This window comes from Rhizobium sp. 862_C5_N1_2, assembly GCF_051811205.1.
Taxonomy (GTDB): Bacteria; Pseudomonadota; Alphaproteobacteria; order Rhizobiales; family Rhizobiaceae; genus Rhizobium; species Rhizobium leguminosarum.
This window is the reverse complement of record NZ_JBPWPT010000001.1, coordinates 4,222,392-4,248,212: the sequence shown is the minus strand read 5'-3', so window position 1 is coordinate 4,248,212 and position 25,821 is coordinate 4,222,392. Positions and strand designations below refer to the sequence as shown.

Below are 25,821 nucleotides of genomic sequence, written 5' to 3'. Positions count from 1 at the left end.
GGCCGCTTCAGTGCCAGTCGTCGAAAAAGGCGCTGCCGGCCCTTGCGCGCACGTCCTGGCCGGCGCGGGTGCCGAGTGCTGCCGCATCGCGGCGGTGGCCGTCGGTCGTCACCGCATGCTGGCTGCGGCCGTCGGGGGTGATGATGAGGCCGGAGAACCGGATCAGATCGCCTTCGCAGACGGCATAACCGCCGATCGGCGTGCGGCAGGAGCCGTCGAGTGCCGCGAGGAAGGCGCGTTCGCAGGAGACGGTGTCGAAGGTTGGGCCATCGTTGACCGGCGCCAGCAGATCGTCGACCCTGGCATCGCCGATGCGGCTTTCGATGCAGATCGCCCCCTGCGCCGGCGCCGGCGGGAAGGTGTCGGGATCAAGGATATCAGTCAGCACGTCGACCTTGCCGAGGCGTTTCAGGCCGGCAAGCGCCAGCAGGGTCGCATCCACCTCGCCTGCTTCGAGCTTGCGCAGGCGGGTTTCGACGAGGCCGCGGAAGGTGATGACGTTGATGTCGGGCCGCATGCGGCGGATCAGTGCCTGGCGGCGCAGCGATGAGGAACCGACGGTGGCGCCATGCGGCAGGTCGATCAGTTTGCGCGCGGTGCGGCCGATGACGGCGTCGCGGATATCTTCACGCGGCAGATAGGCGGAGAGATAAAGTCCCTCGGGCAGCTTCGTCGCCATGTCCTTGGCGGAATGCACGGCGAAATCGAGCTCGCCGGCGGTAAGCTTCTGTTCAAGCTCCTCGGTGAACAGGCCCTTGCCGCCGATCTCGGCCAGCGACCGGTCGGTGATGCGGTCGCCCTTGGTCGTCAGCACGACGATCTCGAACATTTCCTCGGGCAGATGATGCGCCGCCATCAGCCTGTCGCGAGCCTCATGCGCCTGGGCAAGCGCCAGCGGGCTGCCTCGCGTGCCGATCCGGAAAGGTTTTGTTTGCATCCGCTCTATTCCGTTGTTACCGGAGTTCTCGTAAACGGGTTTCCATCCCATCGCAATCAACGAACAGGCTTCATGGTTCCCTTTCTACGCATCCTTGGCATCGAAACGAGCTGCGACGAGACCGCCGCCGCGGTCGTCGAGCGCGATGCCGAGGGGCATTCCCACGTGCTGTCGGATGTCGTGCTTTCCCAGCTCGACGAGCATAGCGCCTATGGCGGCGTGGTGCCAGAGATCGCCGCACGCGCTCATGTCGAGGCACTGGACGAGCTGATCGAGGAGGCGCTGAAGCGCGCCAATGTGTCGCTCAACGATGTCGACGCCATCGCCGCCACGTCGGGGCCGGGGCTGATCGGCGGGTTGCTTGTGGGGTTGATGACCGGCAAGGCGATCGCCAGAGCCGCCGGCAAGCCGCTCTATGCGGTCAACCATCTCGAAGGCCATGCGCTGACGGCGCGGCTGACGGACGGGCTGTCCTTTCCCTATCTGATGCTGCTCGTCTCCGGCGGCCATACCCAGCTCATCCTGGTGCGCGGCGTCGGACGGTATGAGCGCTGGGGCACGACGATCGACGATGCGCTCGGCGAAGCCTTCGACAAGACGGCAAAGTTGCTCGGCCTGCCCTATCCCGGCGGACCGGCGGTGGAGCGGATGGCACGGGACGGCAATCCCGATCGGTTCGATTTTCCTCGGCCGCTGGTCGGCGAGGCACGGCTCGATTTCTCCTTCTCCGGCCTGAAGACAGCGGTGCGGCAGGCGGCGCAGGATATCGCGCCGCTCAGCGATCAGGACGTGGCGGATATCTGCGCCTCGTTCCAGAAGGCAGTTTCGCGGACGCTGAAGGACCGTATCGGCCGCGGCCTGCAGCGGTTCAAGACGGAATTTCCGACGATATTCTCTGTTACTGGAGAAAAGCCGGCACTGGTCGTTGCCGGCGGGGTCGCCGCCAATCTCGAACTGCGCGGCACGCTGCAGGCACTGTGCGACAAGAACGGCTTCCGCTTCGTCGCGCCGCCGCTGCACCTCTGCACCGATAATGCCGTGATGATCGCCTGGGCAGGACTGGAACGGATGGCGACCGGTGCCGCGCCGGATACGCTCGACGTGCAGCCGCGTTCGCGCTGGCCGCTCGATTCCAATGCGGAAACGCTGATCGGCTTCGGAAAACGAGGGGCCAAGGCATGAGCGAAAACATCGCCGTCGTTGGATCGGGGGCTTTCGGCACGGCGCTTGCCGCCGTCATCGCGCTTGCCGGCCGCAGCGCCGTGACGCTCGTCGGGCGTGATCCGTCACTAATTGCCGATCTGAAGGCCGAACGGCTGCATGATGCAGTGCTGCCCGGCATTCTCCTGCCCGACACGCTGGAATTTTCCGCCGAGGCGGATGCGGTCGCCGGCGCTTCCATGGTGCTTTTTGCGATGCCGTCGCAGGCGCAGGCCGATGCGGCGCGGCAATATGGACCTTATCTTTCCAAGGATGCTGTCGTCGTTACCTGTGCCAAGGGTATCGAACGGACGACGGGCAATCTACTGACCGACATGCTGGAGCGGGAACTGCCGGACCATCCGATCGCCGTGCTCTCCGGTCCGGGGTTTGCCGCCGATATTGCCAAGGGCTTGCCGACGGCGATGGCGATCGCGGCAGCCGACATGGAGACCGCGGAGCGGCTCGCTCAGGCCATATCAGGCCGAACCTTTCGGCTCTACGCCTCCAACGACCGGATCGGCGTGCAGCTTGGCGGCGCGCTGAAGAATGTGCTGGCGATCGCCTGCGGCATCGTCGAGGGCTGTGGTATCGGCGATTCCGCGCGTGCGGCGCTGATTGCGCGCGGGCTTGCGGAAATGTCGCGTTTCGTCGTCGCCAAGGGCGGGCAGGCGGATACGGTACGCGGGCTTTCCGGCCTCGGCGATCTGGTGCTGACAGCGACAAGTCATCAATCGCGAAACCTGCGCTTCGGCATAGCGCTCGGGCGCGGCGACAAGACCGATCCCCTGCATGGTGCGCTGGTGGAAGGTGCGTTTGCCGCCTCCGTCGCCTCGCGGCTTGCGGCGGAATTGAAGGTCAGCATGCCGATTACCGATGCCGTTTCCGCCATCATCGACGGCAGGCTCGATATCGCGGAGGCGATAGAGCAGCTGATGACGCGTCCGATCACCACCGAATAGGAGACAGACATGCTTTTCGCCCTTCTCTGCAAGGACAAACCGGGACATCTGAACGTGCGCATGGATACGCGTCCGACGCATATCGAGCATCTGAACAAGCTGAACGCCGAGGGCACGCTGAAGATCGCCGGCCCGTTTCTCGATGATGACGGCAAGCCCTGTGGCAGCCTGATCATCGTCGAAGCGGAATCGAAAGAGGCGGCGCGAGCGCTTGCCGATGCCGATCCCTATGCCAAGGCCGGACTATTCGAAAGCGTCGACGTCAAGGCCTACAACTGGGTCTTCAACAAACCGGAGGCGTGAGCATGGCGCACTGGCTCTATAAATCCGAACCCGCTTCCTGGTCCTGGGAGCAGCAGAAGGCTGCCGGCGAAAAGGGCACGGAATGGACCGGCGTCCGCAACTATCTGGCGCGCAACAATATGCGGGCGATGCAGATCGGCGACAAAGGGTTCTTCTATCATTCCAATGACGGGCTGGAGATCGTCGGCATCGTCGAAGTCTGCGCCCTGTCGCATCCCGATTCTTCCGCCAAGGGCGATCCGAAGTGGGATTGCGTCGATATCCGCGCCGTCATGGACGTGCCGAAGCCGGTGACGCTGAAGGATGTCAAAGCGAGCGAGAAGCTCGCCAAGATGGCGCTCGTCACCTCGATGCGGCTTTCGGTGCAGCCGGTCACCGAGGAGGAATATCTCGAAGTCTGCCGCATGGGCGGACTGGACAATCCGCCGCGTTGAAGACTGATCCGCAAGCTTTCATCCGCGCCAATACCAGCCTGATGCCGCCGCCGCATGTGCCGGAGATTTCGCTCTATCTGGCAAGCGAGGCGCATGAGCTCTGGCTGAAGACGGAGGAGGAGCTGCAAGCGATCGGCCTGCCGCCGCCCTTCTGGGCTTTTGCCTGGGCGGGCGGGCAGGGGCTGGCGCGCTACATTCTCGATCATCCCGAGACGGTGCGCGGCAAGCGGGTGCTGGATTTCGCCAGCGGTTCGGGCCTTGTCGGCATTGCGGCTGTGATGGCCGGCGCCCGGGAGGTCATGGCTAGCGATGTCGATCCCTGGGCGGAGACGGCAGTCCGGCTGAATGCCGAGGCCAATCGCGTTTCACTCGGATTTACCGGCGCCGATCTGATCGGGCAGGCCGTCGACGCTGATATCGTGCTTGCCGGCGACGTCTTCTACGACCGCGCTTTCGCCGATGCGCTCGTTCCCTGGTTCGCGAAGCTGGCAGCCGACGGCAAGTGGGTGCTGGTCGGCGATCCCGGACGCAGTTACCTGCCGAGAGAGCGACTGGAATTCTGCGCGGTTTATGAGGTGCCGGTAACGCGGGCGCTGGAGGACAGCGAAATCAAGAAGACGACGGTGTGGCGCTTCGCTCCGCACGAGATATCCAAAATGTTCCCGACGAACTTAACCTGACATCACCGAGCTGGCTTATGACGGGATAGCGTGCATATTCACACGGGCTATCCGCAGAGCGTTGATCAACGGGGGGAACTTATGACGATCTACGACGAGCTTCGCAAAGCGCCGTTCAACCTCGACGACGCTGCGATATCCTGGCTCCACGACACCTATGCCTCGCTCGATCTTGATGACAAGATCGGCCAACTCTTCACCTTGATCATGATCGGGACGGATGAGGAGGATTTCAAACGCATTGCTTCACTCAGGCCGGGCGGCGTAACCCGCTTCTTCACGGCTGACCTCGAGTTCGAGCGGCGGATCATCTCTGACCTCGTGGCCAAGAGCAAAGTCCCGCCCATCATCAGCGCAGACCTCGAAGGCAGCCGTCATTCCTTCGCTTTCGGCACTCCGGTGCTGGGCCAACTTGGCCTTGCCGCCGTCGACGACGTTCAGGCGACCGAGAAAAGTTCAGAAATCTTGGCACGCGAGGGCCGCGCGATGGGGGTGCGCTGGTCCTTCACGCCAGTCATCGACATAAATACCGCGTTCCGATCACCGATTGTCGGTACACGGTCATACGGCTCCGATGTCAACAAGATTGAGCGGCACGCGGTTGCCCATGTTCACGGTCTCCAACGACATGGAGTTGCCGCCACCGCAAAGCACTGGCCGGGCGAGGGATATGACGACCGCGATCAGCACCTCGTTACGACCACCAACCCGCTTTCCATGGACGAGTGGAAGGAAACCTTCGGTCGGCTTTATAGAACGCTGATCACCGAAGGCGTGTTGGCAATAATGAGTGGGCACATTTCCCTTCCGGCCTATGTTCGATCGAAGATACCAGATGCCGGGCTTGAAGCTTTCCGACCGGCCTCGGTTTCTCGGTTGCTGAACGTTGATCTTCTCCGAGATGAACTCGGCTTCAATGGTATCATCGTCTCTGACGCGACACCCATGGGAGGGCTGTCCGCCTGGGGCCACCACCTCGATACGCTGCCTGATATCATCGCAAATGGCTGCGACATGATCCTCTTCAGCGATGAACCTGAGGAGGATATGGCGGCGGTCAAGGCTGCCGTCGAAGATGGGCGAATTACTCCGGAACGACTTGAGCAAGCGGTTCTTCGCGTGCTGGCGCTCAAGGCGCATCTCAAACTTTTTCAACCGTCAGATGTCCTCCCCGATGCGGCTGAAGCGCGCCACCTGCTTGCGCATCCAGACAATGTCGCTGCATCAAGGGAATACATCGGCCGCTCGCCTACGCTTGTGAAGGACGTCAATGGTATCTTTCCGCTCGATCCGGCGAAGACAAAGCGTGTGCTGCTGGTCGACGGCGGCATCATTCATCCGCTCATGCCGCAGCCACTGGAATTCTTGCTACCCGCGCTGTTGCGGAAGGAAGGTTTCGAAGTAACGATCGACCGACCGGACATCGTGCCGACCCCCGACGACTTCGACCTCGTCCTCTACGCGCTAGGCGACGAGTCGCTGCTCGTACGAGGCCGGATATTCGTCGACTGGCATAGGATGGGTGGTGGGGGCCTTTTCAAGGCCATGTACCGACCGTGGACGAATATTCCCTCCGTAATGATCTCATTTGGGCATCCCTATCACCTTTACGATGCACCGCGCGTACCGGCCTATATCAATGCGTACTCCACCATCGACAGCGTCCAGGAAGCCGTCGTTGATTGTATGCTCGGTCGCAAGCCCTTCCTCGGCACCAACCCGGTAGACCCTTTCTGTGGCCTTGAAGATGCGCGCTATTGAAGTCGTTGGGAGCAGAGGCTGCCGGCCTATTGGAACGCGGCAACAGGCGCGTTCCGATCATTCGCGATCGCCCGGACCACAAGACGTCAGCCGGCGATCAAAGGCGGCTTCATACACCATCGTCGCGGCGGCAAGATCAGCCAACGCCGTTCCGACGGCCTTGTAGAGAGTGATCTCGACGTTGGGCGTCCGCGCTGGACTATCCCGGCGACACAACTCGTCAAGTGTGGCACGCACCGCATCCGTAGAAATGACGACGCCTCGACGGGAATAGAACCATCGGCACAGCACTGCCTTACCTGCTCGACAGGGGTATCACAGCGTCATTGCGCATCATCACCTCTATCTGGGCGCAGAATGCTGAGAGACGGGCGAGGAGGAATTGGCGGCGAAGCCATGAGCCTCTGCAGAAGAGACATCTTACGCGTTTTGGGCTGCTTCTGCGACGGAGGCAGTTCTTGCGCCGCTCTTTTCGCAAGTTCGAAGTCAAAATCAAAAGACATTTCGGGCCTCGTCCACCATTGGAAATCTCGAAGAAAATCTCGAAAACTAGAATGCAGGAAACGTGCCAACCGCTGCGTTACCCGCTGCTGGCACGCCGGCGTCAACCCTGTCGCCTCGCGCTATTGCGCCTAAAGCGCGTCGCGATCTTTCCTCGCTCGTGGCGCTTTAGGTCTTTGTTTTTACGCATGTCGTTATCGCAAAACCGCAGCACAGTTTTGCGCGACATGCTTTAGGATACGGCCTCAAATCGAATGGATTGCGCGCCTTCCCACAGCGTGAGGCGGCCTATTTCGGCGAGCTGGTCGAGGTTGGATGTGATTGTGATGAAATGATTGCCAGCCAGTTGGCCCATTTTCGATGAAAAATCGACGCCTCCGTAGGCAAGCAGGATTTCCGTTTCGCTGATGCCTCCCGGGTAAAGGATGATATGACCGGGGGCCGGATGGCTTGTATGGTTCTCATAACCGACGCCGAAATCATGGTCGCCAAGCGGGATCCAAACGCCCTCGCCAGACCAGCGAACGTGCACGATTTTCCCATCGAACGGCATCTGCTTGATGAATGCTTCACAGGTTTTGGGCGCTCTGGCAGTTTCCAGGACAGCGTCGAAGATGAATGGCCCTGCTGTAATTTTCAGTTTCATGATGTCGCTCTTGTTAGATTTGACTGCTTGTTGATTTGTCTCGCCGCGGCTTTCCGATATTGCCCGTGGCCCTTGGTGCCCACCAGGACGCCGTTTTCGACGACAGGCTTTCCGGCGACAATTGTCGTTATCGGCCAGCCGGTGATCTCGATCCCCTCGTAGGGCGAATAGTCTGCGCCATCATGCAGTTCCGCATGACGGATGGTCCGCTGGATGGCTGGATCCCAGATCGCGATGTCCGCATCCGCCCCCACGGCAATCGTTCCCTTTTGTGGATAGAGGCCATAGGTCTTTGCATGGTTCGTTGATGTCAGGGCGACAAAGCGCGGCAGATCGATGCGTCCGGCCATGAACCCTTGCGAAAATAGGATGGGAAGGCGGGTTTCGATGCCTGGAATGCCATTGGGAATGTGCCTGAAATTCGTGCGGCCTTTGGGATTAAGCTTTCCGTGCTGGTCGTCGTAGCGGAATGGACAATGATCAGATGAAAAGAGTTCGAATGCCCCGGTCTCGATGCCGCGCCAGCATTCTTTCTGGGCATCTTCATCCCGCGGCGGCGGAGAGCAGACAAGTTTCGCGCCCTCCCAATCCATGCCGTCGAGGTCCTTGGCGGTGAGCGTCAGATATTGCGGGCAGGTTTCCCCGACGACCTTGACGCCTCTCGTCCTTGCGCGAGCGATCTCTTCCATCGCCTCGCCGTTCGAGACATGCACAATGACAACAGGAACGTCTACGATTTCGGCGAGCGTCAGGGCGCGGTGCGTGGCTTCACGTTCGACAGCGACCGGACGGGTGGAGGCATGAGCGCGTGGGGCAACGTCGCCGGCCAGCTCATGTTTTTCGATCAGGAACCTGATTGCGTCCTCGTTTTCACAATGGACCATGACGGTGGCGCCCGTCCGTCGCGCGACATCGAGCGTCTTCAGGATCTGCGCGTCATCGAGGCGCAGGCTCTCATAGGTCATGAAGACCTTCAGCGACGGATAGCCGTCGGCCACAAGCGCTGGCAACTCCTGGCCCAGCACGGCGTCGCTCGGGTCGGATATGATCAGATGAAAACTGACGTCGGTATAACACTGGCCCTCTGCGAGCGCATGATAGGCCGTTAGCACCTCTCGCAGCGACTTGCCCTTTTCCTGAAGGCAGAACGGCATGATGGTCGTATTGCCGCCGAACACCGCCGACAGCGTTCCGCTCTCGAAGTCGTCCGCCATCTCGATCCCTTCGCCCGAAGGCTGGGAGATATGGACATGGCTGTCGATGCCGCCTGGAAGGACATATTTGCCCGAGGCGTCGATCGTGCGCGCAGCACCCGACAGGCTCTGCCCGATCTGGACAATCTTGCCGTCTTTAATGCCGATATCCGCCTGGAAAACATCCGCAGCAGTCGCCACCGTGCCGTTCTGAATGATGAGATCGTAGTCGCTCACAAGCCTGACCTTCAGTGTTGCAGGATTTTGCCAAGAAAAGCTTCGGTTCGCGGATTGTGTTTTCCCGCGAAAAACTCCTCGCTCGGACGATCCTCGACGATCTCGCCCTGATCGATGAAAATCACGCGTGTCGCCACCCGGCGGGCAAATCCCATCTCATGGGTGACGACCATCATCGTCATGCCGTCCTTTGCCAATCCGGTCATGACGTCGAGCACTTCGGAAATCATCTCTGGATCAAGCGCGGATGTCGGCTCGTCGAAGAGCATGGCGAGCGGATCCATCGCGAGCGCCCGCGCGATGGCCACGCGCTGCTGCTGCCCGCCGGAGAGTTGGCTTGGATATTTTTTCGCGTGGTCCGTCAGCCCGACGCGATCAAGAAGCGCCATGGCCTTCGCGTGGGCTGCCGTGTCGCTGCGGCCAATGACAATCTTCTGCGCCAGCATGATATTGCCGATGATCGTCAGATGCGGAAACAATTCGAAGTTCTGGAAGACCATGCCTACCCGTGTGCGAAGGTTTGGCAGGTCGGTCTTCGGGTCACCGACTTCGATGCCATGCACCCGGATCGAACCTTCCTGAAACTGCTCGAGCCCGTTGACGCATTTGATCAACGTCGATTTGCCCGACCCCGAGGGACCGCAGACAACCACGACCTCACCGCGCTCGACGTTCACCGAGCAGTTCTTAAGGACAGCGAACTGACCGTAATATTTGGTAACGCCAGTGATCTCAATCATGCCCGGCCTTTCTGGAAACGCGCGATGGAAAAGGGTCGCAAGGCTCTATCGGTCTCGCGACCGAGAATGAGCCGAGATGTTAACTGGCCGACGATCGGGCCGAGCGTGTAGCCGTTTGAAGTGACGGCGTTGAAGAACCCGGGCATTGACGGATGTTCGCCGAGGATTGGCGCACCGTCGATGTTGATGTTCATCGCCGCCCAGCTTCGGATGACGTGAAGTTTGCGCAGAGCGGGAACGACGTGCTGGGCAACCCAAAGGTTCCCCTCAAGACTCGACAGTAGCGGGCGTGGATGTTGATGGACGGGATCGAGGCCTGCGGTCCAGCCGCCGCCGATGATGAAGTTCCCGTTTGCCGCCTGCTTGAGTGTCAAATGGCGATCGGCATGGGCGACGAGACACGAGATCAAAGGTGCTGCGGCCTCGGTAACCACCATCTGCAGCGGAGCACCGAATACCGGCACATCGACACCGAGCATCGCGCCGATCCTTGAAGCGAAGGCTCCGGCTGCATTGACGATCCGTTTTGCCCGCAACATGCCCCTCGATGTCTTGACCTCGAACCCGTCGTCCGAGGTCCTTATTCCGGTGACCTCACAATTTTCGAAGAGTTGAGCGCCGTCTCGCCGTGCCGCCTCCAATATATATTGCGTCGCGACGAGAGGGTTGATCTTCCCCTCCTGGGAACAATAGGCAGCGCCGACAAAGTGGGAAGACAGAGCAGGCTCCAGGGAGCGCAGTTCCTCTTGCCCGATCAAGTGGCAATCGATCCCGGCCGCGCACTCCACCCCGACCTTTTCCGCCAGAAAACGCATGTGGTCATCGGTTTCGGCCACCATGAGGCCGCCTGTGACCTTCATCTCGAAATCCTGTCCGAGCTCGCTTTGCAGCGCCGCCCAAAGAGCGATTGAATCACGCTGGAGGGGAAGCGTTTGAGCGGCTGCTCCGCCGCCACCTTCGGCACGGGCACCGTGGTCGAAGGAAAGCAGCTGGGCATGAAGGCTTCCGGCATTCCCTCCAGACGCCAGCGAGTTCGCAAAAGTGCGCTCGACCACCACAACGTCCTCGCCTTCCCTGGCAAGGAAGAGCGCCGTCGAAAGGCCTGCAATGCCTGCGCCGATGACCAGCGTGGACGTTTCCGCCACCGGCAAAGCTTGAGGATTCGCCACTGGGGGTTTTTCCGGCAAAAGTGCGCGCTTGTGGCCGCCCCATTCCGGCTTTTCGACCGCAAGCGCCGCCAGCGGAATAGGCCGAAGTGGCATTTGCGGAGCCAGAAAACCGCTCGTTTCGCCAGCGAGGTGCCGTTCTTTCGCGACGTCAGTGATCGTTTTGCCGCAGTAGCGGCTCTGACACCGCCCCATGCCTGCACGCGACAGGCGCTTCAATGTCGAAATGTCCTGCGCACTATCTGCGCTGAGCGTCCTCAAGACACCATAAGTCACGCCTTCGCAACGGCAGATCAATGCGTCATCTGGCAGAATTTCCGTCTTTATCTTTGCATCGTCCTTCGGCGCAAAGACCTGCCAAAGAGCTTCCTGAAATCGTCTATGGCGGGCGAGCCGTTTCATTGGGCTTTCGTCGGTTTGGACAAGGAGGCCCAATTTTCGAGCAATCGCCGCAGCGGCGATCTGCCCTTCTGCCATCGCAACATGCGCGCCGCCGAAACGCGCCGCTTCACCGACAACATGCACATTTGCAAGCGTTGTCTGACCGTCAAGATCCCGCACCGCCCGCAGATCGCCGCCGACGACCTCATGGCCGCATCCGAGTAGCCGCGACAGCTCATTGGAGGATGCGAAATTGCCGCCGATAAGGACCGTGTCAGCATCGAGATTGGTCTCGCCGCCTGGTCCGGCGAACGTGACGCTCTCCACCCGCTGCGAACCGTTGATCGAGGTGAGTACGCTATTCCAGCCTATCTTGACGCCCGCGGATCTAAGCGTCGATATCTGGCGCAATCCGTGACGGGCGAGAGCGGGATCCGTTGTCAGAAGGCCGAAGGCTGCTGCAGGGCGAGACCACGGTGGTGGTGCTGCTTCCAGCAAAGCGACTATGGAGGCTCCTGCCTTTCGAAGTTCGTTTGCGACCTGCATATTCAAAGGGCCGTTTCCGGCGACAATGATCCTTCGGCCGGGAACGGTTCCATAGCTCCTCAGCAACGTCTGGGCGGCCCCTGTTGTCATCGCACCAGGAAGTGTCCAACCCCTGACCGGCGTTGGGCGTTCGTAGGCCCCCGTCGCGATGATGAGTATTTTCGGCTTGCAGTAAAACGCATGGCCGGACCCATAGCCGGCGATAATAAGCGAACCGTCGTCGTCACGTGCGGCACCCCACACCACTGAAGCGGTTAGAAATGTCACGCCGTGATCGCGCACTTCCCCTATAAGCGCTGCGCCGGATAAAGCCTGCTCGTCGCCACTCAATCGCTCGGCGGCGCTCCGTGTCGAGGGTTGTTTGAAATACTGCCCGCCGGCAGACGGCCGTTCATCAATGACAGTCACCTTGGCGCCGGCCGCAGCAAGGACCTCCGCGGCGGCAAGCCCCGCGGGGCCCGCTCCGACAATGAGAACGTCCATCGTCCTTGTCGTCAAGGAATGCGGCACACTGCAGAGATCGGCAATCTGACCAGTGGCAAGATCTGGCCGCGCAGCAGGGCGCAGAACTTGCATGTCATCGTCGACAATGGTCATGCAGGCCCGCTGGCTGACTTTTCCGTCGATCGTCACGAGACAGTCGTGACAGACACCCATTCCGCAGAAGAGGCCACGGCCCTCGCCTTTGATGCCTCGGGAAAATTCATGCCGCCCCGTCGCCTCGATGGCGGCGGCAACAGACATGCCCTTTTCGGCAAATATCTGCAGACCGTCGACCGAGAGCCTGACCCGCGCATCGTCGGGCCTCAAACTCTGGTTTATGGAAGCGACGGGCATGATCGAATTCCTCAGACGCTGAACGTCAGACCGAAATCGGCCACCAGCCTCTTCATGGCGGCATCCTGCGCGGGCGGCAACGGCAGGCGCGGCGGACGCGGCAGGCCTGCGCCAAATCCCATGTGGGTCAGCAGTGACTTCGTTCCTGCGACATAGGCCTGGCCCCCGACCGCCTGAATGACAGGCAGCCATTTGAGGTAAAGCTCTCTTGCCTCATCGAACTTTTTCTCATTTGCGACAAGTTCGAAGATCCGCGCCATCGGTCCTGGCGCAACATTTGAAGCCACTGCCACCCAACCCTGCGCACCCATAACGAAAGACTCGAACCCGAGTATGCCCCCGAACACAGTCATATCGTCGCCGGCCAGCCGGATGATATCGCGCACGCGCGTCACTTCGAGGGTGGACTCCTTGATATAGTCGCAGCCGTCGATTTCGGCGATGCGCTTGACCAACTCCGGCGTCAGATCGACGTTTGCGGTCGCGGGATTGTTGTAGACCATAATCGGGATGGCCACGGCAGACGCAATGCTCTTGTAGTGGTGAACGAGTTCGTCATCCGTTGGGGTGGAATAGAACGGCGGAATAATCATGACGCCGTCAGCCCCCATTGCCTCGGCCTTGACGCTAAGGCGAATGGACTCCCGCGTATCTTCCGCTCCCGTGCCGATCAAAACAGGCACCCGTCCCGCGACAGTTTCGATGACGGTCCTCGCCACACCATCGCGCTCTTCCTCGCTGAGTGACAGAAACTCACCTGTCGATCCAAGAGGGATAAGACCATGGATACCTTCTTTGACCTGCCAGTCGGTAAAGGCAGCCAGCCCCTTCAGATCGACCGCGCCGCTGGCATCCAACGGAGTAATCATCACGGTGTAGACACCGCGGAACGTCTTCTGCATTTGAAAATCCTGGTTCTAGCGCTTCTCGTTCATGGAAAGCCGAGATCCGGCTTGACCGAGACGCTTTTCGATATGGCTCTGGAAGAAGTCCCAGAGTGTTGTGAGGAGGAGGTAATAAATCGCCGCGACCGCAAACAGTTCGAGCACCATGAACCGCTCCTGGATGAGAACCTGGGTCCGGCGAAGGAGTTCTTCGACCGAGATGACGGAGGTGACAGAGGTCGTTTTCAAGAGACCGTTCACCGAATTGCCGAGAGGCGGAACGATAACTTTGAAGGCTTGCGGCATCACGATGTAGCGCATGATCTGACGCTCAGTCATGCCGAGCGCGCGTGCTGCCCTGGTCTGGCCTTCCGGCACGGCTTCGATACCGGCACGAATGATCTCCGCGAGATAAGCCGCCTCGTTGAGAGCCAATCCGAGCAACGCCGCCTCTATGACGGTGAACTTGATGCCGAACAGCGGAAGCGCCGTGTAGATCGCAATCAACTGTACAAGAAGCGGCGTCCCGCGAAAAAGCCAGATATACGCCTTGGCAATGTAGGTTGGCACCCGCCGCGACGATCGCCGCATCAATGCAAGAGCAAAGCCCAGAATAAGCCCCGCAATCAACGAGACGACGGTGAGCCAAACGGTCGTGAACACCCCGCCAAGTATAAAGGGGTTGAACAGATAACCGAAAAAGCCAGACCAGTTCCAAAGCGACATGAAGACGACTTTCTGCAAGAGGTTTGGCGCGACGTGGTCGCGCCCCGCCTCATCTCTAAACGATCTTTGAAATCAGTTCAGCGACCGGGGCCTTTCACCGAATAGTCACCCGCGACCATCGGCAGACCGTATTTGTCAAAGAGCGCCTTCAGCGATCCATCCGCCTTCATGTCTTTCAACGTCGCAGACACGGCATCAGCCAAAGCCGGGCTTTTGAATGCGACGGAGACCGGAGCGGGGTAGAGGCCGCTGATTGCCCGTTTGAAGTCCCCGCGAGAATCGTACTCCTTGGCGACGGCGTCGATCGACACGACACCCTGCACCTGGCCTGCCCGCAGAGCCTGGTAGGCGAGGGCGAAATTATCGAACGTCTGGATGGTCAAGCCTTCCTTGCCCGCGTCACGCAGTTCCTTGTCGAGAAGGCGTGTCTTTGTTTCCTCGAAACCACCGATTTCGACACCGATCGTCATGCCGGCCAGATCATCTTTTGCGGCGACGTTTTTCTTCGAATCTGGTGCCACGGAGACGCTGATGGCCTGATCTTCATAGGGGATCATCTGCATGATCTTGGCGCGCTCTTCGGTGAAGAAAATGCCTGTATTGATCATGTCCCAACGGCCAGCCTGCAGGCCCGGAACCATCGCGGAGAATTCGATCCGGACATATTCGGGTTCAAGGCAAAGGCGCTTGGCGATCTCTTTGCCGAGGTCGATGCGCATGCCCTTCAGATCGCCCGTGGAGTCGATGAACTGGAGCGGAGGAAGCGTTGGATTGGTCGACATGACGAGCGTGCCGGGCTTGATCAACTCGCCTGCCGCCACTTTGGGTTCGCAGGATTGAGCGAAGGCAAAAGACGCTGTGATCGACAGGAAGGACGCGGCAAGAACGCTGCGAGAGAAGTGTGAACGGAGCATGGAGAGCCTCTGGAGTTCGGTTCTTTATCGTTGGATCCCGACTCTGCATTCAAGTGGGATCCCACTTTTATACAAAAGTTCCCGGTAGATGCAAGTGCATTCTCAATTCATCGATTCAGTAGTTCGCAAGGACGCCCTGGCGGACGACTTCGAGATGATCGGTCATGGCTCGGCGAGCCGCCTCGGCGTCGTTGGCGGCCAAGGCAAGCAGGATCGCTCGATGTTCTCGCACGCCCGGCTTCGCGCGCACGACAGGCAGCTGTCGCTCGAAGATCGTTGTGTAGCGTCGCATCTCCCCGATCGTGGTTGCCATAAAGGGGTTGCGGCTCTCGCTTGCGATATAGTTGTGAAGCGCGTCGTCAAACGCCCAGACCACCTCAGGGTCAGGTTCGGGGTCGGCCTCGATCTCGTCAAGCATCCTTGTCAAAGGGTCCAGTTCAAGTCGCGAAACATGGGGGCTGGCGAGCGCGGCGGCAGTTGGTTCGAGCAGCATCCTCATGGTGAGACTGTCAAGGTAGTCCTTGAGACTGATGACCCTGACCGAGAGAACGCCTTTTTCGTTTCTGACAAGTAGTCCCTCTCCTTCGAGACGTCCCAGCGCGTGGCGCATGGGAGAACGCGAAACAGCATGTTTGGTCGCCAGGCGGCGTTGCTGGACGACCGACCCCCCGGCGAGCCTGGCTGATAGAATATCGGCCAGCAGGGAACGGTAGGTTTCGTCAGCAAGGCTGGAGTCGCCAACTTCATTCAGACCATCGTCCATCTGCACTCGTTCCAGTCCTTTTCCAAATCGGCTATCATATGTAACAAGTGATCGCGTAAGGAAAGCACGATGCCGCGTCGAGCGGCCAACGCCTTAAAGAACAAGGAAATGGCAAACGGTGACAGACGCCTTAGAGGCCCCGGGTCGGAAAATTGCGGAGAAAGGGCAGCATAATCTTGCATCGCTGACCTACAAGGCCGTGTCCGACATGATCCGGCATCGCCGGCTGAAAGGCGGGCATGTCATCGTTGAGGCAAGGCTTGCCGAAACACTCGGGATTTCGAGGACGCCGCTGCGGGAAGCGCTGCAGAGGTTGGAGGGCGAAGGCCTGGTTCGCAAGGGCGATGGCCGAAACTACGTCGTGCGACAGGTGGATGTCGGCGAGTATCTTCAAAGCTTGAAACTGAGGTTGTTGATCGAACCTGACGCAGCCGTACTGTCGATCAACGCTATTCCGCGACGACTTTTGATGAGCGTCCGGCAGGAAATTCACGACCTCCTGGACGCGACGGCGTATCACACGGACGCGCACTGGTTCTCCGACGACAATCTCCACAATATGATCATCGATCATTGCGGCAACGCGGTAATGGCCAAGGTATTGCGGGAGCTTCGGGCGACCACGCGTCTCTTCGAAATCGACCGCCTGAAAGATCGCCTGAAGCCGGACTCCACGGAACACCTCGTTATCATCGAGGCGATCGACCGGGGCGACGTCGAGGAAACTCGCCGAGCTGTCGCCCACCACATCGAAAGCTTAATCGCATTTACGCGAATGCATCTACAAGTCGCTGACCTTTAGCATTGCTGCTGCATTTTTTGTGTCACCTGAAGCCACAGGTCTCCATGATTCGGAGGTCATGGATGACAAGTGTATCGATTGAGGCGACACTTGAGCTTTGGGCGTCTTCGTTACGAGATGTGAAAGCGCGAATGCGGCCACTGTTCAGGCAAGAGCGCGTGGCAAATTCGGCTGGGCAATTTCTGGACGGTTTGCGGGGAGAAGAGCGGCGCAAGACGGGTCGGATGCGGGCGGAGGCGGCGGGCGACACCGGCCCGTGGTGGCAGCAGGCTATTCAACGCCATCCGCCCGGATAATTTCCCGCACAAGGCAGGTCACAGCCTTTGCCCAAACGTCAAAACGGCCACAGTCTGGCCCCGTTGCAAAGTTCGACGTTGGCTGCAGGAGGATTCTTGGTTGCTGTTTCACACTGCGTAGATACCGAACTCCCTGTTAACGCCTCAAACGGGTGCTGATCAGCTGATTCCGCGAACCGCCAGAACGGCTTCCGCAAAGGTGTCGATCTGGCTGGCCTGCAACCCGGCGACATTGATGCGTCCGTCCTCAACGATGTAGATGGCGTGGCGCTCGCGCAGCATCACAGCTTCCCCGGGTGTCATACCGATCAGCGAAAACATGCCTTTGTTCTTGGCGAGGAAATCGTAGTCGCTGCCATTGGTGAAACGCCGGAACGAGGCAGCAAGCCCCTGGCGCAGCGACAGAATGTTGGAGCGCATGCCGTCCAGTTCGGCGCGCCAGTCGGCCGCGAGTGCCGCGTCTTCCAGGACAGTGCGAACGATAGCCGCGCCATGATCCGGCGGCATCGAATAGACGATACGGGCTCGCACCGTGAGTTGCGCCTTGGTTGCATCCGCCCGATCCGCGTTGGCGGCGAGAATGAATGCAGCACCTGTACGCTCGCGATAGATTCCGAAATTCTTCGAGCATGACGCGGAGACGAGCATTTCCGGAACCATGCCAGCGAGCAGCCGCACGACGAAGGCGTCATCCTCGAGACCGTCGCCAAACCCCTGATAAGCGATATCGACCAGCGGAACGAGACCGCGTTCGGCGATGATGGCTGCCAGTGCCTGCCATTGCGAACGGCTGGGGTCCGCGCCTGTCGGATTGTGGCAGCAGCCGTGCAGCAACACGATGTCGCCCCGCTTCGACCGTGAGAAATGATCGAGCAGGGCGTCGAAATCCATCTCGCCTGTTCGGTTATCGAGGTACGGGTAAATGACAATCCGAAGCCCGTTGTCTTCGAGGATCGACACATGGTTCACCCAGGTCGGGTCGGGCACATGGACCGCAGCACCCGGGCGCGCCAGGCAGATCAGGCCGGCGAGCACCGTCAAGGCGCCCGCTCCGCCCGGCGTCTGGATACCGCGAATTCGCTCCCACGGCGCGGCCTCGCCGAAGACAAGCCTGCCGATGAGATCGCAGAAAACAGGATCTCCGGCCGGGCCGACATAGGCCTTGGTCGTCTGCGCGGTATGGATTCGCTTTTCTGCCTCCCTCACCGCCCGCGGGATCGGCGTCGTACCGGAGGCGTCCCGGTAGACCCCGACGCCGAGATCGATCTTGTTCGGACGACTATCCTGCCGGAAAATCGGTATCAACGACAGGATCTTGTCGGCTGGCGGCATTGTCAGGTCGTCGAACATTGTTCTCTCCGGTCAGGGGAATTGCCGGCGGCGATGAAACGCCGGCGCTTCATGATGCGGCCGCAGCCCAAATCAGCCGGCCCGCCTATTTCAGCGCGCCGATCTTGTTCTCGATGGCCTCCAGAAATGCGCCGGACCGCACTATCTCGAGAGCCGGTGTGGTCTGCTTGGGCATGTAGCTGTCCTCCTGCTGGAACGGGATCGCCTCGCAAAGCGCATCATAGAGCGCCTGGCTGCCGGTTCCGAGCTTGTAGCCGCCGAGTGCCTCTTCGGTCAGGAAGATGGCGCGGGCGGCAAGCAAGCATTCGACACCAAGGATCTTCGGCATGTTGTCGACCACCTGACGCGTCTTGCGGCATGCCCATGTCGCCATCGAAACATGATCTTCCTGGCTGCTCTTGGTCGGGATGGTATCGGCAACGGCCGGGAAAGCCAGCGTCTTGTTTTCCGATGCGACGGACGCCGCAGCCGTCGAGATGATGCCATAGCCGTAATTCAGGCCGATTGGCTTGCCGGCAAGGTTCGGCGGCAGGCCGTAGTTCAATGTCGTGTCGCAGAGCGAGAACAGGCGTCGCTCGGAAATGTTGCCGATTTCCACCAAAGCGATCGTCAGGATGTCCATGGCGAAAGCGATGGGTTCGCAATGAAAGTTGCCGCCGGACAGGAATTCCAGCGCGCCGAGTTCGTTCCAGAAGACGAGCGGATTGTCGGTCGCGGCGTTGAGCTCGCGCGTGATCAGTTCCTTGGCGTGCTCCAACTGGTCGCGGCAGCTTCCATGCACCTGCGGCAGGCAACGGAAGGAATACTGATCCTGGACCCGGGCGGTGTGTTTCGGATGCAGGATATCGTCCTCGAGGCGTACCGCTCGCGCCGCCTCGGTCGTGCGGCGGCTACCCTCGATAATGCGACGGATATTTTCCGCAGTCGCGATCTGCCCAGGCTGCTTGCGCACGAGATGAATGCGGGGATCGAACGCTGCCTGCTCGCCGCGGATCGCCTCCAGACTGAGCGCACCCGCCGCATCGGCTGTCTTCATCAGCATCTCGGCGTCATGGAGGTTGAGAACCGCCATGGCCGCGCAGAGGCTGTTGCCGTTGATGAGGGCAAGGCAGTCCTTCGCCTTGAGATCGAAAGCAATTGGCGAGATGCCGGCTTTTTCCAGAGCCTGCGGCGCTGGCATGCGTTCGCCCTGGTAATAGGCTTCCGCCTCCTCATAGCCGATCAGCACCGAAACCATGTGTGCGAGCGGCGCCAGATCGCCAGACGCGCCGACCGACCCCTGGATCGGCACCACAGGGTGAACCCCGCGGTTCAACATCTCAACGAGACGATCGACCACCTCGATCCGCAGACCGGAAACACCGAGGCAGAAGGCGTTGATACGGACGGCCATCATGGCGCGGACGATTTCTTCCGACGCCGGTTCTCCGATGCCGGAGCAATGCGAGAGCACGATATTGCGCTGGAAGCGATCGTTATCGGCCTGGTTGATGGCATAATCCTTGAGCTTGCCGACGCCGGTGTTGAAGCCATAGGTTGGCGGCGCGTTTTCGGTCAGCCAGTTTTCCTCGATATAGTTTCTCACCTTGATGATTTCGGCGCGCGCTGCATCGGCGAGCGCTACCTTGGCGCCCTGGCGCGCGATACGAACGGTATCTCTAATCGTCAGGCTGTCACCGTCTAAAATTATGGCGTTCATCTCGATGTCCTTGAAGCTCGATGGGTGTGAGAAAGTAAGTGCCGAAATCGAACACGTCGCGCGCCGGGAGCGCGGCCTGTCTCCATCGCAGCGGTAATGCCACCAGTGACGGTGACGTAGTTTTCCGCGACACCTTCTTCGGTGACGATGGTTCCTGTCATGACGGCGCCGAAATCGCTCATGATGTCTTCAGACCCTTAGTGCGCGTGACGGGGAAAGCCGTGGCACGCGGCTTTGGTGGCGTCTTGAAGCCGCCCGATCAACGCCCCTGCCTTGGGTTCCGGCATGGCAATCGTTTCGAGATAACGGGCTGCCAGCCCGCCCGGCCCTTCGAGCGGGAGAAAGTCGTCGGCCAGACGCCGGACCTGCAACCGTTCCGCCTCCAGCTCCGCTGCCTTAATCTGCTCGTAAAATTCAATCTCTGCCGTGTTCCTGCGGCCTTGGTGCAGGGTTAGCCGAAGATGCCGCAACGGCAGGACGAAAAGCGAGCGCCATTCGCCGGCACGGTCCAGAAGCCGCCGCATCTCGCAGTCATCCGCGCCGTGTCCGTCACTATCCGCAAGAGCGAAGAACAGCAGTGACGGCACGTCCACCGCATGACGTGTCTGGGCTTCGAGGCACAAGGACGCGATGCCGGGCTCACCGTAGAGCCGGACCATGGCATCGAATACATTGGCACAGAAAGCAGTGCGCCTCGCAGCTCCGGTATCCTGTTCTGAGCGCGCGTTGCCGCTTGCCACGGGTTTTTCTTCGAATGCATCAGGGGCTTTTTCCATCACGCTTGTTCCGCCGTCTTTATTCCGGGCGCCGGTTCGTCGTGAGGGAAATGGCAGGCTGCGAATTGGCCGTAGGGCATCGCCGCAAGCTTCGGTTCCTGCGCAGCACAGACTGCCTGAGCGCGTGGGCAACGCCTGCGGAACCGGCATCCGGATGGCGGCGCGCTCCGCGACAAGGCCTGCGTCGGCGTTGCGCTCGGCACGATCTTCCGGCTGGCATCGGGAACCGGGACTGCTTCCAGCAGCATGCGGGTATAAGGATGCGCCGGACGCTGATAGATGGCATCGCCAGTTCCGATCTCGACGATCTTGCCCATGTAGAGGACGGCGACTCTGTCGCTGACATTGCGCACGACGGCGAGATCGTGGGAAATGAAGATCAGCGCCAGGTTTCGCTTCTGGCGGATATCCTGCAGAAGATTGATCACGTGCGCCTGCACCGAAACGTCGAGAGATGCAACCGGCTCGTCGCAAACGATCAACTCCGGCCCAACGGCAAGCGCCCGCGCGATCGCAATGCGTTGGCATTGGCCTCCGGAAAACTGATGCGGCCTGCGGCCCTCCACCATCGTCCGGCTCATGCCGACATCGTTGAGCGCACGATCGACCCTTTCCAGCCTTTCCGCTTTGCGGATGCCCTGGATCTCGAGGCCTTCTCCGACGATATCCTGCACCTTGCGGCGCGGATTGAAGGAAGAAATCGGGTCCTGGAAGATCATCTGCAGTTTGCTCCGGATGGCGCGAAGATCGGAAGCCGACAGATCGGCAACATTCAGGCCGTCATATTCGACGTGGCCGTCGACACGCGTGTCCGCCTTCGGCAGAAGCTTCAGAAGGGCACGGCCGATGGTCGTCTTGCCGCTGCCCGACTCTCCGACGAGACCGAGCGTTTCCCCAGGAGCCACGTCGAAGGAGACGCCGTCGACCGCAACAAAGATCTTGCCACCGCGCCGGTATCTGACCGAGAGATTGCGAACTTTCAAAAGCGCGTCGTCGCGCAGGAAAGCATCGGAGGCATGCGTTGCCGCACCTGCATCGATGGCCTGGCCGGAAGGCTCGTCATTCATGACAATGCCCTCCTTTCGACCGCGGTGTCGGCTGCATCGCCGGTTTGAACAGGCACATAGCAGGCGAAGCGATGCTTGCCGTCCGCACTGGTCGTCATCGGCGGCATCGAGGCATGGCAGCGGGCCTCGGCGGCTGGACAGCGCGGTGCAAACGGGCATCCGGGCGCGGGGTTGGCAAGATCAGGCGGACGGCCAGGGATCGTGCGCAGTTTCGTATGAGCCGGCTGGTCCATGCGCGGCATCGCCGAAAGCAGAGCCTCGGTATAGCGATGGCGCGGACGGGAAAAGACAGTGTTCGTCGGGCCGTACTCCACGACATGCCCGCCATAGAGCACGAGGATGTCGTCGGTGCGTCCGGCGACGATGCCCAGATTGTGCGTCACCAGGATCATCGACATCTGCCGCTGCTGCTGGATAACCTGCAGCAGATCGAGAATTTCCTTCTGAACCGTGACGTCGAGCGCAGTCGTCGCCTCGTCGGCGATCAAGAGATCCGGCTGGCAGGCAAGTGCCGTGGCGATCATGATCCGCTGCTTCATGCCGCCCGAAAACTGATGCGGATAATGCCCGTAACATTCCGCGGCATCGGGAATGCCGACGCTTGCCAGCAGTTCAATCGCGAGTGCCTTCGCCTGCGCTTTTCCAAGCCGCAAATGGAAGCGGCTTGCCTCTTCGATCTGCCGCCCCACCCGCACGAACGGATTGAGGGATGTCATCGGATTCTGGAAAACCATCCCGAACTTGCGACCGAGAAGGGCACGGCGTTTCGCCTCGTTGAGCGTCGACAGATCGATCCCGTCGGCAAGGATGCGGCCGCTGGTTTTCATGCCCTCCGGCGCAATCCCCATGATGGTCTTGACCAGCATGGATTTGCCCGCCCCGGATTCTCCGACGATGCCGAGCGTCGTGCGCGGCGGGATGCTGAAGCTCACGTCGTGCAGCACGCGGATCGGCCCGAACGGCGACCTGAAATGACAGGAGAGCTCGTGACAATCGAGGACCGGGGTAGTGTTCGCTGCCTCTTTCATATCAGAGTTCCCTGCCGCGATGGTTCATGCGACGGGCCAGACAATCCCCGACCGTATTGAGCGAATAGACCGTCAGCACGATGGCGACGATCGGTCCGAAGATCAGCAGTGGAAAGCGGCTGAGCAGGTCGGTCGAGCTGGCGATCATCCCGCCCCAGCTCGGCGCCGGCGCCGGAATGCCGTAACCGAGAAAGCTCAGCGATCCCTCCGTGATGATCAGCCCCGCCATCAGCGGCGGAACGATGGCCGTCAGTGCCGGAACGAGATTGGGCAGGATCTCGCGCAGCAGAAGCCGCATGTCCGACGCGCCCATGGCGCGTGCCGCCAACACGTAGTCACGGTCGTTCTGGGCAATCACGCCGCCTTTGGCGATGCGTGCATAGGTTCCGATATCGAGCAGGCCAAGCGCCAGCATCATCGTGAAAACCGAATTTCCGGTCACCGATATCAGCGCCAGGATGACGAGGATCGGCGGAAGCGACGCCATGGAATTGGCATAGAGATCGACGATCCGCTCGACCGGGCCGCGATAGAAGCCGGCCAGCATTCCGAGGATCATGCCGATCACCAGCGAGATCAGCGTCGCGACCGAGACGATGGCGAGCGTCGTTCGCGCGCCGTAGAGCACGCGGGACAGGATGCTGCGCCCGAGCGCATCGGTTCCGAACAGGCCGTTCAGGCTCCATTCCGGACCTTGCGAGAAATCGCCATAGGGGAAGCTTGCCCGGACGAGACCCGGAATGAACTCCACGAAAACCGAGGAGACGATCAGAACCGCCAGGAACACGAAGGCGAACCATTCCATCGGATGGCCGCTCGGCATGCGGAAGCGCGCGGTCTTCGGCATCGCGGCATTCAACGTCTCCGACAACGCGACCGCTTCGCCGGGCACGAGGTCCGTTTGTGTTGGCTGGAGGCGGCTCATGACACGTCCACCCGCGGATCGATGAGCGCATAACCGAGATCGACCAGGATGAAGATCACGACGAAGATCACCACCGTCAGCGACAGGATGGCCTGCATGACGGGCAGGTCGTGGCTGCTCACCGCATTGAGAACGGTCCAGCCGATGCCGGGCACCGCGAAATAGCTCTCGACGATGAAGGAACCGCCGAGCAGATAGGTCATCGACAGGCCCATCACCGTCAGCACCTGGGGAGAGGCCGGACGCAGCACGTGGCGCATCAGGATATAGCGCGTCGGCAGGCCCTTGGCCCTGGCAACGAGGACATAATCCTCCTGGAGGACCGCAACGAATTCGCTGCGGCTCACCCTGTAGAAATAGGCTGCCTGGTGCACGCTGAGGCACATCACCGGCAAGGCGACGTAGTAGAGATTGCCGATCGGATCGTCGCTGAAGGAAACCCAGCCGGTCGCCGGCAGCCAGCGCAGCACGATTGCGAAGACGAAGCCGAGCAGAACCACGATGACGAAGGTCGGGATCGACAGCATGACCGAGGACACCGCCCGCAGCACCGTATCGACGATACCGCCCGGCCGGCTGGCGGTATACATGGCGAGCGGCACGCCGATCAGGAGCGAGACGAACATGGCAAGCAGCGCAATCTCGAACGTCACTGCCGCCCGGTCGACCAGGAGTTTTGCCACGGACTGCTGGCTGAACATGGTCTGCCCGAGATCTCCCTGAAGAAGCCGTCCGAGCCAGCCGAGATAACGTTCCCAGACCGGCAGATCGTAGCCGTAACGGCTGTTCAGCGCATCGATCTGCGCCTGCGTCGCGTTCTCTCCAAGGATCAGCTGCGCCGCCGACCCCGGCATCAGGCTCGACAGCGCCGTCGCCGAGAACGTCACCAGCAGGAAGACCGGAATGCCGGCCAGAAGCCGGACGCCGACCGCTTTCAGATAGGAGAGCTTGGCAATTCGCAACGATCGGACTCCGATTGTCAGGTGGAACATCCAATGCCGGACTGGACCGGCATCCGGATTTCGCAAAACGAGACGGCAGAGCGGCCGGCCTCCGGGATCAGAGTGCCTTCCATCTGTCCTCGGCATCGAGCCAGCCGCTGTCTCGCTCCAGTGCGGCCTTCTGCTCGGCAGGCGTCATGCCGCCCATGCTGTGCTCGTCCGCGTAACGCGTGCTGCGGTCGTTGAAGACATGCCGCCCGTAATCCATCATGCCATACATCGATCCCTTCTCGAGATAATGCATGGTCACCAGGTTGAAACCGAGCGCCTCGATTTCCTCGAGCCGCACGAAGGGCACGCCGTTGACTGTCGCGACATCGCCGAACATCTTCCACCCGGGCAATTCCTTTGCCACCTTCTGACATTCCTCCAACGTGCGCAGGCCATGCACATAGGTCATTTCAGCGCCGAGTGCTGCGGCGCGCACGCAGCGTTCGATAGCGTCGTCCAGCCCCTTTTCGAGCTTGGATTCGGTGCGTGCGATAACCACGCAATCGGTGCCTTCGCAGGCTTCGATCGAGGCCTTGATCTTGGCGAGCCACAGCTCCTGCGAGACGACCTCATGCGGCACGTTGCCATCGACCTTGCCGGCCAGCGTCGCCGCCTCCATGGCACGGCCGAACCGCGCATAGCCGCGTTCATTGGGCGTATCCTCGATCAGGATCGCTCCGGCACCGGCTTTGGCGAGACGATAACAGGTGCGGAAGGTCTGGACGACGTCGCCGAAGCCGTCATCGGCATCGATGACCAGCGGCAGAGGCGAATAGTCGGCGATGCGGTCGGTCGCGTAGACCAGTTCCTCCTGATTGTGCAGGCCGAGATCCGGCACGCCGGACATGCTGAATCCCAGCGATGCGCCGCTGAGCAGGATCGCCTCGAAGCCGGCCATTTCCGCCGCCTTGGCGGAGTAGCAATCCCAGACGCAGGGCGTGAACACCTGCTTGCGGGAAACCAGGTCCCGAAACTTCACCTTCTTGCGATTGCCGATCATCGTCATCCACCTTTTCCGATCGCCCCGCGTCGCAGGGCTCATTCCGTCGTCTTAACGTCTCTGGCGTGTACGGTC

24 protein-coding genes and 2 pseudogenes are annotated in these 25,821 nt (G+C 60.6%); 8 read left to right on the top strand and 18 right to left on the bottom strand.

Annotated features, from left to right (window positions below; genetic code table 11):
* Nucleotides 1-7: 7 nt before the first annotated feature.
* Nucleotides 8-937 (bottom strand): hydroxymethylbilane synthase, encoded by a 930-nt coding sequence (hemC, locus tag ACD590_RS20980; protein ID WP_018448223.1) that lies wholly within the window; start codon nt 935-937, stop codon nt 8-10.
* A 72-nt stretch (nt 938-1,009) separates the two neighbouring features.
* Here hemC and tsaD point away from each other — a divergent pair, with 72 nt between their 5' ends.
* The 6 genes from tsaD to ACD590_RS20950 all read left to right on the top strand — a co-directional run bounded on the left by tsaD (nt 1,010) and on the right by ACD590_RS20950 (nt 6,277).
* Nucleotides 1,010-2,119 (top strand): tRNA (adenosine(37)-N6)-threonylcarbamoyltransferase complex transferase subunit TsaD, encoded by a 1,110-nt coding sequence (tsaD, locus tag ACD590_RS20975; RefSeq protein WP_439003281.1) that lies wholly within the window; start codon nt 1,010-1,012, stop codon nt 2,117-2,119.
* Nucleotides 2,116-3,099 (top strand): NAD(P)H-dependent glycerol-3-phosphate dehydrogenase, encoded by a 984-nt coding sequence (locus ACD590_RS20970; protein WP_113542450.1) that lies wholly within the window; start codon nt 2,116-2,118, stop codon nt 3,097-3,099. The genes tsaD and ACD590_RS20970 overlap by 4 nt, the downstream gene beginning before the upstream one ends.
* 9 nt (nt 3,100-3,108) lie before the next feature.
* Nucleotides 3,109-3,402: a YciI-like protein gene (locus ACD590_RS20965; RefSeq protein WP_003543605.1), complete on the top strand. Its 294-nt coding sequence runs from the start codon at nt 3,109-3,111 to the stop codon at nt 3,400-3,402.
* Nucleotides 3,403-3,404: 2 nt separating this feature from the next.
* Nucleotides 3,405-3,836, top strand: a complete 432-nt coding sequence (locus tag ACD590_RS20960; protein ID WP_003543603.1) for an EVE domain-containing protein — start codon at nt 3,405-3,407, stop codon at nt 3,834-3,836.
* Nucleotides 3,833-4,516, top strand: a complete 684-nt coding sequence (locus ACD590_RS20955) for a class I SAM-dependent methyltransferase (RefSeq protein ID WP_427148340.1) — start codon at nt 3,833-3,835, stop codon at nt 4,514-4,516. The genes ACD590_RS20960 and ACD590_RS20955 overlap by 4 nt, the downstream gene beginning before the upstream one ends.
* 81 nt (nt 4,517-4,597) lie before the next feature.
* A complete protein-coding gene (locus ACD590_RS20950) occupies nt 4,598-6,277 on the top strand; it encodes a glycoside hydrolase family 3 protein (protein WP_427148341.1) in 1,680 nt (559 codons plus the stop codon).
* 57 nt (nt 6,278-6,334) lie between these two features.
* On the opposite strand, the pseudogene ACD590_RS20945 reads toward ACD590_RS20950, so the two are convergent.
* From ACD590_RS20945 to ACD590_RS20905, 9 genes and pseudogenes are all read right to left on the bottom strand, one after another.
* Nucleotides 6,335-6,541: pseudogene (locus tag ACD590_RS20945) on the bottom strand (hypothetical protein); the annotation flags it as partial.
* Nucleotides 6,542-7,010: 469 nt separating this feature from the next.
* Nucleotides 7,011-7,424: a DUF3830 family protein gene (locus ACD590_RS20940; RefSeq protein WP_018072093.1), complete on the bottom strand. Its 414-nt coding sequence runs from the start codon at nt 7,422-7,424 to the stop codon at nt 7,011-7,013.
* On the bottom strand, nt 7,421-8,854 hold the full coding sequence (gene hydA / locus ACD590_RS20935) for a dihydropyrimidinase (protein WP_439003280.1): 1,434 nt from the start codon (nt 8,852-8,854) through the stop codon (nt 7,421-7,423). Before hydA ends, ACD590_RS20940 begins: the two co-directional genes overlap by 4 nt.
* An 11-nt stretch (nt 8,855-8,865) precedes the next feature.
* Nucleotides 8,866-9,594, bottom strand: coding sequence for an amino acid ABC transporter ATP-binding protein (locus ACD590_RS20930; protein WP_113542454.1), 729 nt, complete (start codon nt 9,592-9,594; stop codon nt 8,866-8,868).
* Nucleotides 9,591-12,524, bottom strand: a complete 2,934-nt coding sequence (locus tag ACD590_RS20925; RefSeq protein ID WP_439003279.1) for an FAD-dependent oxidoreductase — start codon at nt 12,522-12,524, stop codon at nt 9,591-9,593. The genes ACD590_RS20930 and ACD590_RS20925 overlap by 4 nt, the downstream gene beginning before the upstream one ends.
* Before the next feature lie 11 nt (nt 12,525-12,535).
* Nucleotides 12,536-13,426, bottom strand: coding sequence for a 4-hydroxy-tetrahydrodipicolinate synthase (gene dapA / locus ACD590_RS20920; RefSeq protein WP_018243923.1), 891 nt, complete (start codon nt 13,424-13,426; stop codon nt 12,536-12,538).
* Nucleotides 13,427-13,441: 15 nt separating this feature from the next.
* On the bottom strand, nt 13,442-14,134 hold the full coding sequence (locus ACD590_RS20915) for an amino acid ABC transporter permease (protein ID WP_026188548.1): 693 nt from the start codon (nt 14,132-14,134) through the stop codon (nt 13,442-13,444).
* Between the two features lie 77 nt (nt 14,135-14,211).
* Nucleotides 14,212-15,048, bottom strand: a complete 837-nt coding sequence (locus ACD590_RS20910) for an ABC transporter substrate-binding protein (RefSeq protein WP_018243921.1) — start codon at nt 15,046-15,048, stop codon at nt 14,212-14,214.
* A 115-nt stretch (nt 15,049-15,163) separates the two neighbouring features.
* Nucleotides 15,164-15,817 carry a GntR family transcriptional regulator gene (locus ACD590_RS20905; protein ID WP_027666894.1) on the bottom strand — a complete coding sequence of 218 codons (654 nt, stop codon included), beginning with the start codon at nt 15,815-15,817 and terminating at the stop codon, nt 15,164-15,166.
* A 112-nt stretch (nt 15,818-15,929) separates the two neighbouring features.
* On the opposite strand from ACD590_RS20905, the gene ACD590_RS20900 reads away from it, so the two are divergent.
* A complete protein-coding gene (locus tag ACD590_RS20900) occupies nt 15,930-16,613 on the top strand; it encodes a GntR family transcriptional regulator (protein ID WP_018243919.1) in 684 nt (227 codons plus the stop codon).
* A gap of 44 nt (nt 16,614-16,657) precedes the next feature.
* Nucleotides 16,658-16,888: pseudogene (locus ACD590_RS20895) on the top strand (IS701 family transposase); the annotation flags it as partial.
* Nucleotides 16,889-17,068: 180 nt separating this feature from the next.
* Here ACD590_RS20895 and ACD590_RS20890 read toward each other — a convergent pair.
* The 8 genes from ACD590_RS20890 to ACD590_RS20855 all read right to left on the bottom strand — a co-directional run bounded on the left by ACD590_RS20890 (nt 17,069) and on the right by ACD590_RS20855 (nt 25,752).
* Nucleotides 17,069-18,259, bottom strand: coding sequence for an amino acid aminotransferase (locus tag ACD590_RS20890; protein ID WP_439003278.1), 1,191 nt, complete (start codon nt 18,257-18,259; stop codon nt 17,069-17,071).
* A gap of 85 nt (nt 18,260-18,344) precedes the next feature.
* Complete coding sequence (gene hutH, locus ACD590_RS20885) at nt 18,345-19,958, bottom strand: histidine ammonia-lyase (protein ID WP_210066586.1); 1,614 nt, start codon at nt 19,956-19,958, stop codon at nt 18,345-18,347.
* A gap of 197 nt (nt 19,959-20,155) precedes the next feature.
* Nucleotides 20,156-20,734, bottom strand: coding sequence for a TIGR02444 family protein (locus ACD590_RS20880; protein ID WP_439003277.1), 579 nt, complete (start codon nt 20,732-20,734; stop codon nt 20,156-20,158).
* Nucleotides 20,734-21,801, bottom strand: coding sequence for an ABC transporter ATP-binding protein (locus tag ACD590_RS20875; RefSeq protein ID WP_439003276.1), 1,068 nt, complete (start codon nt 21,799-21,801; stop codon nt 20,734-20,736). The genes ACD590_RS20880 and ACD590_RS20875 overlap by 1 nt, the downstream gene beginning before the upstream one ends.
* Complete coding sequence (locus tag ACD590_RS20870; protein ID WP_439003275.1) at nt 21,798-22,829, bottom strand: ABC transporter ATP-binding protein; 1,032 nt, start codon at nt 22,827-22,829, stop codon at nt 21,798-21,800. The genes ACD590_RS20875 and ACD590_RS20870 overlap by 4 nt, the downstream gene beginning before the upstream one ends.
* Before the next feature lies 1 nt (nt 22,830).
* A complete protein-coding gene (locus ACD590_RS20865) occupies nt 22,831-23,754 on the bottom strand; it encodes an ABC transporter permease (protein WP_018243913.1) in 924 nt (307 codons plus the stop codon).
* Nucleotides 23,751-24,746 (bottom strand): ABC transporter permease, encoded by a 996-nt coding sequence (locus ACD590_RS20860; RefSeq protein ID WP_042941350.1) that lies wholly within the window; start codon nt 24,744-24,746, stop codon nt 23,751-23,753. Before ACD590_RS20860 ends, ACD590_RS20865 begins: the two co-directional genes overlap by 4 nt.
* A gap of 67 nt (nt 24,747-24,813) precedes the next feature.
* Complete coding sequence (locus ACD590_RS20855; RefSeq protein ID WP_018243911.1) at nt 24,814-25,752, bottom strand: isocitrate lyase/PEP mutase family protein; 939 nt, start codon at nt 25,750-25,752, stop codon at nt 24,814-24,816.
* Nucleotides 25,753-25,821 lie beyond the last annotated feature (69 nt).